The organism is Bordetella tumbae (assembly GCF_054780995.1).
Genome location: NZ_BAAGVG010000018.1, coordinates 1106986 through 1123296, shown reverse-complemented (window position 1 = coordinate 1123296; position 16311 = coordinate 1106986). Strand labels below are relative to the sequence as shown.

12 protein-coding genes are annotated in these 16311 nt (G+C 60.8%); 1 reads left to right on the top strand and 11 read right to left on the bottom strand.

The window, feature by feature from the left end; genetic code table 11:
- Positions 1-18 precede the first annotated feature (18 nt).
- Entirely contained in the window at positions 19-1434 is a 1416-nt protein-coding gene (locus ACYVI2_RS20035; RefSeq protein ID WP_415818228.1) for an FAD-binding oxidoreductase, read from the bottom strand.
- Positions 1435-1671: 237 nt separating this feature from the next.
- Between ACYVI2_RS20035 and ACYVI2_RS20030 the strand changes: the two genes are divergently transcribed.
- Positions 1672-3075 (top strand): phosphomannomutase/phosphoglucomutase, encoded by a 1404-nt coding sequence (locus tag ACYVI2_RS20030; RefSeq protein WP_415818230.1) that lies wholly within the window; start codon positions 1672-1674, stop codon positions 3073-3075.
- Between the two features lie 96 nt (positions 3076-3171).
- Here ACYVI2_RS20030 and ACYVI2_RS20025 read toward each other — a convergent pair whose 3' ends face one another.
- From ACYVI2_RS20025 to coq7, 10 genes are all read right to left on the bottom strand, one after another.
- Positions 3172-4311, bottom strand: a complete 1140-nt coding sequence (locus tag ACYVI2_RS20025; protein WP_415818232.1) for a glycosyltransferase family 4 protein — start codon at positions 4309-4311, stop codon at positions 3172-3174.
- Positions 4308-5555, bottom strand: coding sequence for a glycosyltransferase family 4 protein (locus ACYVI2_RS20020; RefSeq protein WP_415818234.1), 1248 nt, complete (start codon positions 5553-5555; stop codon positions 4308-4310). Before ACYVI2_RS20020 ends, ACYVI2_RS20025 begins: the two co-directional genes overlap by 4 nt.
- Positions 5552-6676 (bottom strand): glycosyltransferase family 4 protein, encoded by a 1125-nt coding sequence (locus tag ACYVI2_RS20015; protein WP_415818236.1) that lies wholly within the window; start codon positions 6674-6676, stop codon positions 5552-5554. The genes ACYVI2_RS20020 and ACYVI2_RS20015 overlap by 4 nt, the downstream gene beginning before the upstream one ends.
- Positions 6673-8601: an asparagine synthase (glutamine-hydrolyzing) gene (gene asnB, locus ACYVI2_RS20010; RefSeq protein ID WP_415818238.1), complete on the bottom strand. Its 1929-nt coding sequence runs from the start codon at positions 8599-8601 to the stop codon at positions 6673-6675. The genes ACYVI2_RS20015 and asnB overlap by 4 nt, the downstream gene beginning before the upstream one ends.
- Before the next feature lie 45 nt (positions 8602-8646).
- Positions 8647-9783: a glycosyltransferase family 4 protein gene (locus ACYVI2_RS20005; RefSeq protein ID WP_415818240.1), complete on the bottom strand. Its 1137-nt coding sequence runs from the start codon at positions 9781-9783 to the stop codon at positions 8647-8649.
- Positions 9783-11144, bottom strand: a complete 1362-nt coding sequence (gene murJ / locus ACYVI2_RS20000) for a murein biosynthesis integral membrane protein MurJ (protein ID WP_415818242.1) — start codon at positions 11142-11144, stop codon at positions 9783-9785. Before murJ ends, ACYVI2_RS20005 begins: the two co-directional genes overlap by 1 nt.
- 93 nt (positions 11145-11237) lie before the next feature.
- Positions 11238-12263: an SDR family oxidoreductase gene (locus ACYVI2_RS19995; RefSeq protein ID WP_415818244.1), complete on the bottom strand. Its 1026-nt coding sequence runs from the start codon at positions 12261-12263 to the stop codon at positions 11238-11240.
- 10 nt (positions 12264-12273) lie between these two features.
- Positions 12274-13548, bottom strand: a complete 1275-nt coding sequence (gene tviB, locus ACYVI2_RS19990) for a Vi polysaccharide biosynthesis UDP-N-acetylglucosamine C-6 dehydrogenase TviB (protein ID WP_415818246.1) — start codon at positions 13546-13548, stop codon at positions 12274-12276.
- Positions 13549-13655: 107 nt separating this feature from the next.
- Positions 13656-14750: an MraY family glycosyltransferase gene (locus ACYVI2_RS19985; RefSeq protein ID WP_415818248.1), complete on the bottom strand. Its 1095-nt coding sequence runs from the start codon at positions 14748-14750 to the stop codon at positions 13656-13658.
- An 818-nt stretch (positions 14751-15568) separates the two neighbouring features.
- Positions 15569-16246: a 2-polyprenyl-3-methyl-6-methoxy-1,4-benzoquinone monooxygenase gene (gene coq7, locus ACYVI2_RS19980; protein ID WP_415818250.1), complete on the bottom strand. Its 678-nt coding sequence runs from the start codon at positions 16244-16246 to the stop codon at positions 15569-15571.
- Positions 16247-16311: the final 65 nt, after the last annotated feature.

Below are 16311 nucleotides of genomic sequence, written 5' to 3'. Positions count from 1 at the left end.
TGCCGCCGCGGGCTCAGTTCAAGCCTGCAAGACTTTGCCCGGATTCATCAAGCCCCGGGGATCCAGCGCCTGCTTGATACGTTTCATCAAACCCAGTTCCAGAGCCGCCTTGTAATGAGGCAACTCATCACGCTTGAGCTGCCCGATCCCGTGCTCGGCACTGATCGAGCCCGCATGCTCGATCACGCTCCGATGCACGATGTCGTAAATGTCTTGCTGCAACGCCAATAGATCGGCCTCTGTCTGCCCGGGCGCACGCGCCACGTTGTAGTGCAGGTTGCCATCGCCCAGGTGGCCGAACACCACATTGCGTACATTGGGAAAGCGTTCCTGCAGCAACCCATTGGTCTTGTGCACAAACCCGGCAATCGATGAAATCGGAATCGATACATCGTGCTTGACGCCTTTGCCCTGCTCGGCCTCGGCCAAGGGAATGCTCTCGCGCAAATGCCATAGCGCGCGGCTCTGCGCCACGCTGGCGGCAATGGCCGCATCGGTGACCAGCCCCGCCTCGATCGCCTCGCCCAATACTGCCTCGAAACGCTCGCGAGCATGCGCCTCGCTCTCGCTGTCAGACAGCTCCAGCAGGGCAAACCAAGGGGATTTAGCCGAATCGCCCTCAAAGGGCAGACGCTGCTGGGGGAATAGCTGCACAACCGTCTGCAGGCAATCGCCCGCCATCAACTCGAACCCCGTCAGCGACGCCCCGAACCCGGAACGCGCTCGCGACAGCAACTCGACTGCGGCGTCGATGGAGTCCAAGGCCAGCAACGCCGTACAAGAGGCCACGGGTTGCGGATACAGCTTCAGGGTGGCGGCCGTGATAATGCCCAGCGTGCCCTCGCTGCCGATGTACAGGTCACGTAAATCGTAACCAGTGTTATCTTTGCGCAGCCCCCGCAGGCCATTCCATATCTCGCCTTCGGCGGTCACGACCTCCAGCCCGAGCGCCAATTCGCGGGCATTGCCGTAGCGCAACACCTGAGTACCGCCCGCGTTGGTGGCGAGATTTCCGCCTATCGTGCAACTGCCTTCGGCCGCCAGGCTCAGGGGGAACAGGCGGCCGGCCTCGGCAGCCGCCTGTTGCACGGCTTGCAAAATGCAGCCGGCCTCGACCGTAATCGTATCGTTGGCGGTGTCGATGGCACGAACGCGGTTCAGCCTGCCTGTCGACAGCACTACCGCCTGGCCCGAGTCGTCGGGGGTTGCGCCGCCGCACAGGCCGGTGTTACCGCCCTGCGGCACCACGGGCGTGCCATGCTGGACACACAGACGCACTGCTTGCGCGACTTGTTCAGTGGAATCGGGACGGATCACCGCCAGCGCAGTGCCGCGATAGCGACGACGCCAGTCCTGCAGGTGCGCCGCAGCATCGTCGCCGGTCAGCACGTGGGCCGAGCCCAGTAGGGATTGCAATGCGTTTAATAAGCTCATAGCGAAAACCGCAATCAAAGCGCCCGGCCACGCAGGACGACATGGAAGACAGGAGGGTTATTGTAGGGGCTGACCGGCAGATATGGCGGCCCGCCGGCCGGCAGCCGCCCCGCAAGCCCCGCGAATCGAGGATAATTCACATTCCTGCACACATAATTCACATTCACGCACACGTAACGCCTCTCTGCTTGAATATGATCAGCCCTATTTGATTATTCATCATTCCCAGGAGTCTGCTTGAACACCGCTACTCATTACCCCGATTCCGTCTTCAAGGCATACGACATCCGGGGTACGGTACCCGATGCCTTGAATCCGGCCTTTGCTGTTGCACTGGGCCGCGCGCTGGCCGACCAGGCACGTACCCAAGGCATTTCCGCGCTGGTGATCGGCCGCGACGGCCGTCTCAGCAGCACCGAACTGTCGCAGGCCCTGCAAGACGGCATTCTGGATGGCGGTGTCGACACGATCGATATCGGCGAAGTCCCGACTCCGCTGGTGTATTACGCAGCCTATACCCAGAAAACCGGCTCTGGAGTTGCCATCACCGGCAGCCATAACCCGCCGCAATACAACGGGTTCAAGATGATGATGGGCGGCAAGGCGCTCTACGGACCAGGCGTCCTGGCGCTGCGCGATGCCATGAATACCGCGGCAACGTCGGGGCAAACTGCGCCGGCAGGCCAGCGCGGCACCCGCCGTGAGCTGAATCTGATCGACGAATACATCCAGCGCATCGTCGGCGACGTCAAATTGGCGCGCCCGCTCAAGATCGCCATCGACTGCGGCAACGGCGTCGCCGGCGCCGTGGCGCCGCAGCTCTTTCGTGCACTGGGCTGCGAAGTCACCGAGCTGTTCTGCGAGGTCGACGGCACGTTCCCCAATCACCATCCCGATCCAGCCGACCCGCACAACCTGGAAGACCTGATTCACTGCCTGGCGACAACCGATTGCGAAATCGGCCTGGCGTTTGACGGTGACGGCGACCGTCTGGGCGTGGTCACCAAATCCGGACAGATCATTTGGCCCGATCGCCAATTGATCCTGTTCGCGCGCGACGTGCTGCAGCGCTGCCCCGGCGAGACCATCATTTACGACGTCAAGTGCAGCCGCCACGTGGGCCTGGCTGTCGAGGCCGCCGGCGGCAAGCCGCTGATGTGGCAGACCGGCCATTCATTGGTCAAGGCCAAACTCGCCGAAACCGGCGCGCCGCTGGCTGGCGAAATGAGCGGGCATATTTTCTTCAAGGAGCGCTGGTTCGGTTTCGACGACGGCCTGTACACCGGTGCACGGCTGCTCGAAATCGTCTCGCGCGAAAGCAATCCGTCGCAACTGCTGGAGGCCCTGCCTCAGGCCGTTTCCACACCCGAACTCAAACTCGAAATGGAAGAAGGCCAGCCGTTTGCCCTGATCAAGACGCTGCAGGAGCAAGGCAAATTCGACGGTTCCCTGCGCGTGGTCACCATCGATGGGGTGCGTGCAGAATATCCCGATGGCTTCGGTCTGGCACGTGCCTCGAACACCACGCCGGTCGTCGTGCTGCGATTCGAGGCTGACACGGACGAGGCACTGACCCGCATCCAGGAGGATTTCCGCAAGCAATTGCAGCAACTCGCTCCTGATGCGAAATTGCCGTTCTGATTGAACGGGCCACCTTGTTGACTCAAGGCGGCCCGTCATTCTTTGCGAAGGCACTCCACCCTCGCAAATATCTCTAATTGGATGCCGCTCGGTTAACTAACGAACACGCTGATCGAGCAGCGTCTGATAGATATCCAGATGTTGACGACACACATCGTCGATATCGAATTCTCGCTCGGCCAGTACACGCCCTGCCTGGCCCATTTGTTGGCGTAGCGCGTCATCACTGGCCAAACGGCCAATCGCTGCAGCCAACGCCGGCGCATCATGCGAGGGCACGAGCAGCCCTGTCGTATCAGGCTCGATGGCGTCACGACAACCCGGCACATCGGTGGTGACGACCGCACGGCCGCAAGCCGCAGCCTCGATCAGCGACTTCGGCAGGCCCTCTCGATATGAGGGCAATACCGCAATATGCGAAGCCGCATACAGCGCAGCGATATCGCTGCGTTCGCCCAGGGCCTCGACAATGCCCTCCTGTTGCCATCCGTCGACATCAGCTTGGGTGACCGAGGCGGGGTTACCGGGGTCAATGCCGCCGGCCAACCGCATACGCACGTTGATCCCTTCACGACGCAGGATGCGAGCGGCCTCGACAAACTCCTGCAACCCCTTGTCTCGCAGCAGACGGGCCACCATCAGAGCAACCACTGGCGGCGGCGGTTCAGCAACGGCAGCATAGTCAGCCAGGTTCACACCGGACCCGCGAATCATGACCACCTGTTCATCGCGCACAGCGCCCAGACCCTGCAGCACGTCCCGATCGTTTCCATTCTGAAAAACGATACGGCTGTTGCGATGGCCCAGCGCCAGGCGATACAACATGGCAACGACCTGACGTACTAACGTCGCCTTGGCGCCCTTGGCGACAAATACAAAACCCAATCCCGAAATGGCCGACACCATCGCGGACACACCGGCCAGCCGTGCGGCGATGCCGCCGTACAGCACAGGTTTGATCGTCACCAGATGCACCACGTCCGGCTGCAACCGGCGGAATAACTGATACAAGGCCCATACCGTGCGTAGCTCTTGCACCGGGTTCTTTCCGCTGCGCGTCATCGGGATCGCATGATGTGTCAGCCCATAGCCCTCGATGCGCGACACGCTGTCGCCTGCCATGGTGGCGACGTGAACGTCGTAGCCGGCACGCTGCGCGGCCAGTGCCAATGGCAAACGATGCGAGAGAAAGAACGCGGGATTATTCACCACGAACAGCAAACGAGGTGCGGTCATCTGGCCTCCTGCGCGATGCGGCGCCACACGGCGTCGTATGCCGCGACCATGTGGGCCAAGTCGAATTCCGCCAGCACGCGTGCGCGCCCCGGCTCGCCCACAGCCTGACGGCCGCGTGCAGCGATGTCTTGCAATGTGCTGGCGATCCCCTGGGCCAGGGCCTCGGCGTTCTCGGGGGGCACGACAGCGGCCGTCTGCCCGACGATGTGAGCCGCGTCACCCACGTCCGTGACGACGCAAGGCGTGCCGCAGGCCATGGCCTCGGCGACCACGTTGGGAAAGCCTTCTGCACAACTGGACAGTACGTGAATGTCCAACGCATTCATGACGGCAGGGACCTCATCACTAGGACCCAACAACAGAACACGATCACGCAGTCCCAAACGATCTATCAAAGCGCCCAGCTCGGCATTGTCTGGCGACATGCCGCGTCCCACCAACGCGCAACGCAATTGAGCCCATGCGGTCGAGCCAGCCGTCGCATCAGCACTAGACCCTGCGTCCTGCTGCGTATTACTGTGCCCCGGATCAGCGCCCAGACCTTGACCACCATTCTGGCGCAATAACACGGCCAAAGCACCCAGCAGATTCGCATGATCCTTCAGTGGATCCCAGCGCGCTACGCAGCCAATCACAGGAACTTCGTCGGCCAATTGCCATTGCCCACGCACTCGCTGGCGTGCTTCGGCATCGGGCTGATACCGCGATAAATCATAGCCATTGGCGATCACCACGAGGCGATCGGCGCGATAACCATACTGTTCATGCCGTACAGCAGCGTCGCGCGCCGCGCAAACAATGGCCGCAGGCACGCGGCCTGACAACAACGCGCAGAGCTTCAACACCAATCGCGCCGAACGGCTGCTGCGTTGCAGATGAGCCCCGGAATTACGAATCCCCCACGCCACAGCGCGCACACCGGCCAACCGCGCAGCCAGCCCACCGATCAAGTCCGCGTGATACATCCATGTCTGCACCGCATCGGGCTTTTGCTCGGCCAATAACCGGCGCAACGTCAACAACCCACCCAGGCTCACACGGCCACGCGCCATGCCCAGCGTATGCACCGTGACACCAGCCGCACGCAGGCGCTCTCCATACACGCCCTCATCCGTCAACGATACCACCGTGTGATGCACCTGTTGATCGGGATAAGTCGCCAAGCGAAACAGGACAGCTTCGGCGCCGCCTTGCCCCAAACCGGTAATCACATGCGTGACGCGCAGGGTCGCAGGGTTATTCATGATTTGCCTCTTACGCTGTCAAACAAGGCATCCCATTGCGCCAGCACCGCCGGCAAGGCGTAGCGATTACGCACCGACTCGGCGGCGCGTTTGCCGAGCTCTTGGCGCAGGGCCGGGTCGGAAAATACCCGGCGCAGCCCCTCTCGCAGCTTGTCCCGGTCACCCGCGGGCACCAGCACGGCGTCTTGGCCATCGCGCGTCATCTCGCGCGGGCCGCTCGGACAATCGAACGTCACGCAGGGCAGGCCCAATGCCATCGACTCCAGCAATACATTCGGAAAGCCCTCTACAGCCGAGCTCAGCACAAACGCGTGCCCTTGAGACAAAGCATCCCAAGGGGCGTCGGTACGCCCACGCAGTTGCACGCGATTGTCCAGACCAGCTGCGTCGATACGTGCCTGCAGATCGTCGCGATCCGCGCCTTCGCCCCAGATGCTGAGGTCCCAATCGGGAAACTCGCCGGCCAGGTCCGCAAAAACGTCAATCAGTAAATCGAATCGTTTGGCCGGCGCCAGCCGTCCCATTGCCAACAGCTGTTTACGCGGCGTAACGGCCTGCGTATCTACCACAGGGGCATTCAACAACTCGGGCGGCAAAGGATTGGGGATGACCTTCAATTGCTTGATGCCGGGCACCTGACGCGCAAACGGACCGACCGTATCATCGGCCTGTACCGTCACCATGTCCGCACGGGGGTAGAGCCAGCGGCGCGCAATACGCCATACGCGGCCGGTCGACAGCTCGGCAACGGGGTTGGTCCGTTCGCAGACAATCAGCGGGATATCCAATTTACCCAGCACCTTTGTCGCCAAGATCGCGGCCACATTGACGTTGGTCAGAAAGGACACCACCACATCGGGATCCTGCTCGCGAATCAATTCCCGCAATGCGCGCAATCGCCTCCACGCGGCCAACGGGCCGCCGCTGCGCGTGCCGACCCGGTCGGCCAGCCAGATCAGATTCACGGCATCGGAAACAGGATAAAAACACGTGCCCTTGGAGGAATAAGTAGGCACCAGTGTCACGGTATCACCGCGATCGGTCCAGGCGTTTACTAACGTGGCGGCCACCCGTTCGGCTCCGCCTGCATGCATGGAACTGACCAGCAGCAATATTTTCATCGTAAGGAATCCTTTTCGCCGGCGACGCCGGCGTGATAGCGATCTAACCAGGCTTGCATCATCAACACGCCCCACAAGCGACTGCTCCAGTCGCGATGACCCGAGACATGCTCACGCCATTTGTGCAGGATAGGCTCGGGCTCAAACCAGCCCTCTTGGCGCAGGCGCGCCGGGTCCAGCAACGATTCGGCCCAATCGCGCAACGGCCCGCGCAGCCAGCTCGCCAGCGGCACGGCAAATCCGCGTTTGGGGCGATCCACCAACGACTGCGGCACGTGGCGATACAGCACTTGGCGCAACAACCACTTGCCGGTGTCGCCGCGCACCTTGTATTCAAAGGGCAAGCGCCAGGCAAACTCATAAACGCGATGGTCCAACAAGGGTACCCGCGTTTCCAGGCTGACTGCCATGGCGGCGCGATCGACCTTGACCAGAATATCGTCCGGCATATAGGTCACCGTGTCGAGCTTCATCATCACGTCGAACACGGAGCCATCCATAGGCTGTTCGAACAACGATGGGGGTTCAACACCCTGCTTGACGACCTGCGCCGGGTCCGACCAATACGACACGAACGACCGATAAAAATCACCATGCGTGTCGGCGCGCAGCATCTCACCGAATTTGCCGACTTTACCGCGCCAGGCGCCACGTCCGGGCAACGCCGTGGACGCACCCATGATGGCACCCATCGCATGGCGCACAGGCCCAGGAAAACGTCCGCACTTGTGCCACCAGTCCCGCACGCGAAAATACCGCGAATACCCGCCAAACAACTCGTCGCCCCCGTCACCAGACAGCGCCACGGTCACATGCTGGCGCGCCATGCGCGTCACCAGCGCGGTCGGAATCTGCGAGGAATCTGCAAACGGCTCGTCATACATATCGGCCAACGTCGGCACGACAGCCAAGGCATCGTCGGCCGTGACGTAGAGCTCGGTATGGTCGGTGCCCAAATGCTGCGCCACTGCCTTGGCGTGTTCGGCCTCGTTATATTTTTTTTCGTGAAAACCGATCGCAAACGTGCGCACAGGCTGCGAGCTTTGCGCCTGCATCAGTGCGACTATCGTCGACGAATCAATGCCGCCCGACAGGAATGCGCCCAGGCTCACATCAGACAACATCTGCCCGCCAACGGCTTTGGACAGAACGGCCTCGAGTTCATCGGTGGCCTGCGCATCCGAAGCAAAACTACTGCGTGTCTGCACACCCTGATCCGCCATCTGCAACGCAGACCAATAGGCATGGTGCGCCGGCACACGCCGCGCGCGCATGTCTGCCTCGGAAATCTCCAACCACGTTCCCGGCGGCAGCTTGTAGATGCCTTCGTAGATGGATTGAGGCGACGGAATGTAGTTGTGACGCATCAGCGAAGTCATCGCAGCGCGGCTCAGTTCGCGGCCAAACCCCGGAATCGGCATCAGCCCCTTCAGCTCGGAGGCGAACACCAGATTGGCGCCCGTGTAGCCGTAATACAGAGGTTTTTCACCCATGCGGTCTCGCGCCAGCGTCAAAGTACGGCGCTCCCGATCCCACAAGGCAATCGCATACATGCCCACAGCCGCCTGCAAGGTTGCCTCGACACCCAATGCGGCGAAGCCGGCCAGTATGGTTTCCGTATCGGAGTGACCACGCCACTGAGGCGCCTGCCCGGCCTGCTCCAGGCGAGCACGCAACTCCATATGGTTGTAGATCTCGCCGTTGAGCACCAGTACATACCGGCCGCAGGCCGACACCATAGGCTGATGCCCGGCCTCGGTCAGATCCAGAATGGCCAGGCGGACATGTGCCAGCGCCACATCGGCTGCGGGGTCTTCCCAAAAGCCATTGCTGTCGGGACCACGATGCCGAATACGCCGGCAGCTCTCGGCCAGCACCTGCGCCTTGTCCTGCAAGGTTCCCCAGATTCCGACTATTCCACACATGATGGTTTCTTCCGTGCTCGTCCAGACGACTGGCGGACGGGGCGATCAGCCCTGCCCTCGCACATCGTCGAAAAGTTGTTGCCACAAGCCCAGCACCCGCTGAGCCGAAAATCGTTCACGCGCCTCGATAGCCCGCTGCGCCAAGGCCTGGCGGGTCTCGTCATCATCCATCAACGCCGACAGCGCCGCCGCCATGGCCGCGACATCGCCATTGGGCCGAACCAGCACACCATCCGTACCGTCACGGACAACCTCGCGCGGCCCCGTATCGCAATCAAAGCAAACGGCGGCCAATCCGCTGGCCAAAGACTCCAGCAACGTATTGGACAATCCCTCGAAACGAGAGCTCAACACATAGATGTCCGCACTCGCATACCAGTCGCCCACATTGCCGACCCGCCCCGGCATGCTGACACGCCCGTGCAGGCCTGCCGCATCGATCTGTGCCTGCAAGCGTTGACGTTCGCCACCCTCGCCCAAGATGATCAGATCCCACTCGGGATGCCGGCTAGCAATCTGCGCATAGGCTTGTACCAGCAGGTCGAACCCCTTGTCCGGATGCAATCGTCCCACCGCCAGCAGACGGCGGCGGCCATCGGCCACAGGCGGCATGACGACCGGCTCGGCGCGCGACAACGGCCAATGCACCGGATTCGGAATCACCGCCAGCTTGCTCCCCGGCACATGCTGGTCCAACCAATCCGCCGTACCACGCGTCAATGCCACTACCTTTGCGGCGTGCGGATATGTCCACCGGCGCAGGCGTTGCCACAGCCCCGACAAAGTCTGTGATGGCGGATGCGTATGTTCTGTCGCAATCACCTGGCACGGCATGCCACGCGCGGCCATCACCGCCAACACCGAGGCCGTCGTCATCATGCCCAGCACGATATCGGGCTGAAACTTTCGCAGTACCCGGCGCAAAGCATGCACGCGCCGCACATTCGCCCATATCCCGCGTAAACCACCACCCTCACCCACCGTGTGCAGGACTTTGCGCTGCACGTGCGGATGCAGCGTGTAGGCATCCTCGCTGGCATCCGCCTGCGTAACCAGCATGACCTGCCAGCCGGCCTGAGCCCAATGCGCACTCAAATCCGCGGCGACACGCTCCGCACCACCGCCATGCAGCGAATGAATGAAGATCAGGACACGCGGCTCACGCATCGCGGGCGAATCCATCAAACGGTCTCCTTAGCGGCCGGCGGCTCATGACGCTGTAACGCCACCACGAGATAACACGCAAACGACAAGGCATACATCAACGCCGTCGCCAGCATGATGCCCGATGCCCCCATGCGCGGAGCAAGCACCGTATTCAACACAGCCTTGAGCAGAAAATTGGCGACGGCAATCAGCGCCATGACACGATATCGATTCTGGCTCGCCAACAGTTGCACCAGAATCAACACCCCGAAATAAAACGGCAGCTGTAGCAGCCCCCAACGAAACACCTCGGCCACAGCCTGCGTGTTTTCAGCGGTAAAAGCGCCGCGCTGATACAACACCGACACCCCCCAGGGCGCCAACACCCAGGCAATCGCGACCGCAACAGCACCCGCCCCGAGCATCAAGACTGACCATTTCAAGGCCATCGTACGCGCCCGCGCCGCATCGCCACGGCTCTGTATGTCTGCCAACACCGGCAGCGCCGCACGCCCGACGGACACGGCACCAATACCGATCAACAACGATAACAAGCGAGCCGCATATCCCAGCGTCGCGTTGGCGTTGTCGCCCAGATTTGCAGCTGTGTACTGATCCAGCGGACCGACGAAACTCATCGCTACCTGACCCACCAGCATGATGCCCGCCGCACTCACCAGCTCGGGCCAATGCGATGACTGCATCGTCAGACGGGGAGCCCCCCAAAAGCCATTATCGGCGCGCGCAGCCAGCCAAGCCAGCCACACCGCCTGAATCGCATATCCAACCAGCGTGCCCCACAGCAACGGCCCCACATCGTGCGGTGAGGCGGCGGCCAGCATGACCCAAGCCAACGTGGCAACGGCCGGCACGCTGTCCAGCAAGGTATTGACGTGCCGCTCGTGTGAGCGCAAACGCGCCCCGCTGATACCCGCCATCAACAGAAATACCGTCACCGGTGCAAACGCCAGCAGCAAATCCGTGCTCATGCTGGCGACCTGTACAGACAGGCCACTGCCCAGCCATTGCAACACCCAAGGCCAGGCCAGTGCAGTCGCCACGGCCAACAACAGCCCCAGCATCAGCATCCAGCCCTGGAGCTCACTGATGAACAGGTCGCGTTCCTTGCCCCCCGTGCGCCGCAGGCGCACGAGCACAGGGATCAATACCACCCCCAGGACGCCCACGATCGTGACCGGCAACCAGTTGGTCATGGTCATCGTGAACTGATAGGCATCTACCGCATCGCTGATGCCATAACGGTACGCGACCGCCATTTCCTTGACGGCGCCGGCGGCCTTGCCCAGGATCAAGAAGACCGCCACCCGAAACGCAGCCTTGAAGATGCGTTGATGATCCGGATGGATCGCGTTGACTCTGCGAATGAGCGCTTTCAAGAATTCTCCCACTCGCCTATGATTCGTCGCGGTAAAAGCGACCGCCTGGCGCGCGGGCGGCTCGGCAGAGCGCGCCCACGGCCTTTCGAATGATCAACCCAGGAATTTGACGTACCAGGGCATCGCGGTTTCCAGGCCACGCAGAATATCGAACGCGGGCTGATAACCCAGCAGTTTGCTTGCCTTGCCGATATCGGCCTGCGAATGCCGTACATCGCCTGCGCGGAAATCCACGTATACCGGTTTCTTGTCGTATTGCACGCCCTGCGTGGCCAAGGTTTTGGCCAGAAAGCCGTACAACTGGGTCAACGTCGTGCGGCCGCTATAGGCCACGTTGTAAACCTGGTTGATGCCTTCTTCGGGTGCCAACGCGGCCAGCAAATTGGCCTGCACAGCGTTGTCCACAAAGCAGAAATCACGGCTGGTTTCGCCATCACCGTTGATATTGACATCCTCGCCGCCGATCATGGCCGCCGTCCATTTCGGGATGACCGCCGCATAGGCGCCATCGGGATCCTGGCGCTTGCCGAACACGTTGAAATAACGCAGGCCCACGCTACGGAAACCGTACGAGCGCGCAAACACATCCGCATACAGCTCGTTGACGTACTTGGTGACTGCGTAGGGCGACAGCGGCTTGCCGATCTGGTCTTCGACCTTGGGCAGGGCAGGATGATCGCCATAGGTGGAACTGGATGCGGCATACACAAAGGTCTTGACCTTGGCATCGCGCGCGGCCACCAGCATGTTCAGCGAACCGCTGATGTTGACCGCATTCGTCGTGATCGGATCGTTCAACGAACGGGGCACCGACCCCAGCGCTGCCTGGTGCAGCACATAGTCCACGCCTTGCGTGGCCTTCTGGCAGGTTTCGAGATCGCGGATATCGCCTTCGATAAAGGTAAAGCGCGCCCATTGAGCGGGCTCTACCGAGTCACGCACCTCGTCCAGATTGCGCTGATGGCCAGTCGCGAAGTTATCCAACCCCACAACCGTCTGGTCGAGCTTGAGCAGCGCTTCCAGCAGGTTAGACCCGATGAATCCGGCGCAGCCCGTGACCAGCCATTTACGTGGCGTGGCACGCAACTCGCGCTGGATGTTTTCGTAACGTTCGCTCATACCACCCTCTTTACAGACGCAGGTCGGATTCGTTGGTGGCCAGCACGTACTTCAAGTCGTACAACACATGCTTGGCCTTGCCCAGTTTACGAATCTCGGCAGCGCCCATTTTGACGAATTGTTCATGCGACACCGCCAGGATGATGGCGTCGTATTTGCCCGGCTCCGGTTTGGCAACGGGCGTGATGCCGTATTCGTGCACGGCTTCTTCCGCATCGACCCAGGGATCGTAAACGTCGACATCGACGTTGTATTCACCCAGCTCGTGCACGATGTCGACCACGCGGGTATTGCGCAGATCGGGGCAGTTTTCCTTGAAGGTCAGGCCCATCACCAGCACGCGCGCGCCTTGGACGTGGATACGCTCTTTGGTCATGGCTTTGACCAACTGCGACACCACGTAGCCGCCCATGGAATCGTTCAAGCGGCGGCCCGCCAGAATGATTTCGGGGTGATAGCCGATGGATTGCGCCTTGTGCGTCAGATAGTACGGATCCACACCGATGCAGTGTCCGCCCACCAGGCCTGGACGGAACGGCAGGAAATTCCATTTGGTGCCTGCGGCCTGCAGTACGGCTTCGGTGTCGATGCCCATCTTGTTGAAGATCAAGGCCAGCTCGTTGATCAGCGCGATGTTCACGTCACGCTGCGTGTTTTCGATGACCTTGGCGGCCTCGGCCACACGAATGCTGGACGCCTTGTGCGTTCCCGCAGTGATGATCTCGTTGTACAGCGCATCGACCAGATCAGCGACCTCGGGCGTGGAGCCCGCAGTGACTTTCTTGATCGTGCTGACGCGGTGCGCCTTGTCGCCCGGGTTGATACGCTCGGGGCTGTAGCCGGCGTAGAAATCCTCGTTGAATTTCAGGCCCGACACGCGCTCCAGTACCGGCACGCAGTCTTCTTCGGTCGCGCCCGGATAGACGGTGGACTCGTAAATGACGATATCGCCGCGCTTGAGCACCGCACCGATGGTCTCGCTGGCCTTGACCAGCGGCGTCAGATCGGGCTGTTTGTATTCGTCAATGGGCGTGGGCACCGTCACGATGTACACATTGGCCTTGGCCAACTCGGCACGATCGGCGGTGTATGTCAGATGCTTGGCCTCGGCCAACTCGGCATCGTCCACCTCCAGCGTGTGGTCATGCCCTGCCTGCAGGGCCTGAATACGCTTGGTGTTGATATCAAACCCAATGACCGGACGCTTCTTGCCGAACTCCACGGCCAGCGGCAGCCCGACATAGCCCAGGCCAACCACGGCAAGTTTTACCTCATCGATACGCAAGATAGCTCTCCCTTTGCCGCGCTACGATCACGGCATTTTAAATAGGAACGGGGAAAATTGTAACAGCGGCCCTTGACCCGTTGTGGGCCTCTCGTCAGGACATTCACTCAGTGAGTACGTGGCAACAACAGCCACCCCGGACGACGCCACGACACCAGCCGCACGTACAGCCAGATATAGGCTGCCGCAAACACGGCCAGACTCAAGCTCAGGATCCAGGCGTTGTCCCACCAGATGGTCGCCGGAACCAGGCCAATCAAGGCCAACACCCACATATATGGGGAAGCCAAAGCATTGCACAAGGCCGGCACCGCATGGCGGCGCCCGCGGCTGAACGTCACCCGGACCAACCGGCGAAACACCAATTGGTGCAAGTGCAGCGCGTCAGGCTGATCGACCGGCACACCGCGCTTGAAACGGCGGCGCCAGATCGAAAACCCTGTTTCGAATACCGGATAAAACAGCACGGCCAAGGCATAAAAAGGCGACACGGACGGATTGCGCACCACCAGCAGCACGGCCAGTTCCGCCAACATGAAGCCCAGGAAATACGCCCCACCGTCGCCCAGGAACACCCGGCCAAACGGAAAATTCCACACCAAAAAGCCCAACGTCGCCGACGCCAACGAAGCCGCAATCATAAAGATGGGCATATCGCCGACCTGCATCGCGACCAGCGCAATGGACACGGCCATCAGCGTGGCGACCATACCCGCCAAGCCGTTCATGCCGTCCACAATATTCAGGGCATGAGTACAGCCACCGACGGCGAACATCGTGAAAACCAGCGAGACAGGCCAGAACGACAGCACCCAATCTACCGGTGCCATGCCGACACGGCTGACACCGCCCAGCAGCCACCAGGCGATCGCTGCCGACAGAAAAGCCGCCAGCAGGCGTTTGCTGGCGCCGATATCTTTTGTAATGTCTTCGAGCAGGCCCGCCACAAATACAGGCAGCGCCGCGACAAACAGCGCCGGCCAGAGCCAAGTCAGCGTCATGTTGCTGGGCCCCAGCACCAGCAGGCCCGCCAATGAGCCCGCCAACACGGCCAAGCCGCCCACCCGGGGCGTCGCACGCGTGTGCGAGGCCTGCGGCTTGCTCAGGTCGCTATCACCGGTAAACGCACCATGCCAGCGCTCGGAGGCAACGATGAGCCCCCCAACCATGAACGCCGCCACGCAGATATACAACCAAGTCACAAAATCTAACCCCCACGCTGCGCCTTCGGCTTGTTGCCCTCAGAAGAAGGCGTTTTGCCTTGAGCCGGCTCGGCGGCAAAAAAGCGGATTGGGCGGAATGCCCGGAAACACATCATTATCTACAGTGCGTGTAACGCTCTTGTATGCAGGGCATAAACAAGTGCAAGGCACCCCCACAAAACGTAACGGCGCCATTGGCGCAGGTACACATTACACACACCGTTTCAACGGATTGTAATGCTATCCCTAGACTAAGAGAGACAAAGAAATTGGCAGACGCCAGAACAAATTCAGGAGCGTGTTGCCACACCACGCAGACCACCCGTGTTGAGGCGGTTCAAATGAATTTGATATCGAATAGCAGCCTGCCCCCTTTGAAATTGGGGACACATTAATTCAGGTTAAAAAAAAGCCCGAGATCTTGCGATCTCGGGCTAAATCCACCAAAGGAGGAGGGTGGAGGAGACAACCGGGGCATGTTGGGGTGAACACTGCATCAGGTTCGACCGCTACGCATCGGGGTTATTCACCGCGCCGCTGCGTTTTCAACATCCATGAATGAATATTAGCGCATCGTTTTGTGCGATGCAAGATATTTTTTGAACTGGGTTTTTGATCGCCATCGAGTGTTGCAAAACCACATCACCTCACCGGAAAGCCGCACCGCAACAAGCACATGCATCAAACGCGATTTTAGCTAAAAGGGTAAACCCTTGCGGGCTTACCCTATAGTTTTCAACTACTTATGTGGGACACGTTGAGGTAATTCATATCCATATGAGGATTTTCTTGTGCAACGCACCAACCGTCGCCGGACTTCAAATCCGATACGCAGTCGTCGTCATCACCCGCGACATGGCTCGCATCACCCCTCTCACCGGCGCCGGCAAAGGGACCCCGCCGGCATTCTCGGCGCTCGAGCGGTGCTTGGCCTCGTCGTCCTTCATCTTGCTCACGATCTGGCGCGAACGCTGATCGGTCTCGGGCAAGGTCATCAGGTGGCCATCGAGATGCTCTTCGACCTGACGCTCGGTCTCTGCCATGAAACCCAGATTGCGCGGCACGCCCGCATAACTGGCCAGCACGCCTAATGTGAACGAGCCGGCATACCACATGGGATTAAGCAGACTGGGGCGGCTGCCCAGCTCCTCGAGCCGCTGAGAGCACCAGACCAGATGGTCGACCTCCTCGACAGCAGCTTCGAGCAACAATTTCCGTGCGGGCTCGTCACGGCAGACCGCAGCCTGGCCACGATAAAGCGCCTGTGCGCACACCTCGCCGACATGATTGACACGCATCAACCCCGCCGCATGGCGTTTTTCCTGCTCGGTCAGCGCAGGCTCCGGTTCGGGAGCCTCAGCGGGATTAGGACGCGACGCCGTCGCCGCTCCGGTCAACACCCTCAGAGCCCTGTCCACCTCGCCGAACAAGGCATCAAGCGGACCGCGACGGCGTGAAAATGGCGCAAAACCGGAAAGCGTGGGGGCTACAGACATAAAACAAGCTCCTGAATGGACACTCCGCCTGCCATGGCAGGGTTCTCCCTGAGGAATTGTACGGA

Excerpts from the sequence above, each read along its gene's own strand:
- ACYVI2_RS20035 (WP_415818228.1), bottom strand. The coding sequence starts at position 1,434 with ATGAGCTTATTAAACGCATTGCAATCCCTACTGGGCTCGGCCCACGTG.
- ACYVI2_RS20025 (WP_415818232.1), bottom strand. The coding sequence starts at position 4,311 with ATGACCGCACCTCGTTTGCTGTTCGTGGTGAATAATCCCGCGTTCTTT.
- ACYVI2_RS20020 (WP_415818234.1), bottom strand. The coding sequence starts at position 5,555 with ATGAATAACCCTGCGACCCTGCGCGTCACGCATGTGATTACCGGTTTG.
- ACYVI2_RS20015 (WP_415818236.1), bottom strand. The coding sequence starts at position 6,676 with ATGAAAATATTGCTGCTGGTCAGTTCCATGCATGCAGGCGGAGCCGAA.
- asnB (WP_415818238.1), bottom strand. The coding sequence starts at position 8,601 with ATGTGTGGAATAGTCGGAATCTGGGGAACCTTGCAGGACAAGGCGCAG.
- ACYVI2_RS20005 (WP_415818240.1), bottom strand. The coding sequence starts at position 9,783 with ATGGATTCGCCCGCGATGCGTGAGCCGCGTGTCCTGATCTTCATTCAT.
- ACYVI2_RS19995 (WP_415818244.1), bottom strand. The coding sequence starts at position 12,263 with ATGAGCGAACGTTACGAAAACATCCAGCGCGAGTTGCGTGCCACGCCA.
- coq7 (WP_415818250.1), bottom strand. The coding sequence starts at position 16,246 with ATGTCTGTAGCCCCCACGCTTTCCGGTTTTGCGCCATTTTCACGCCGT.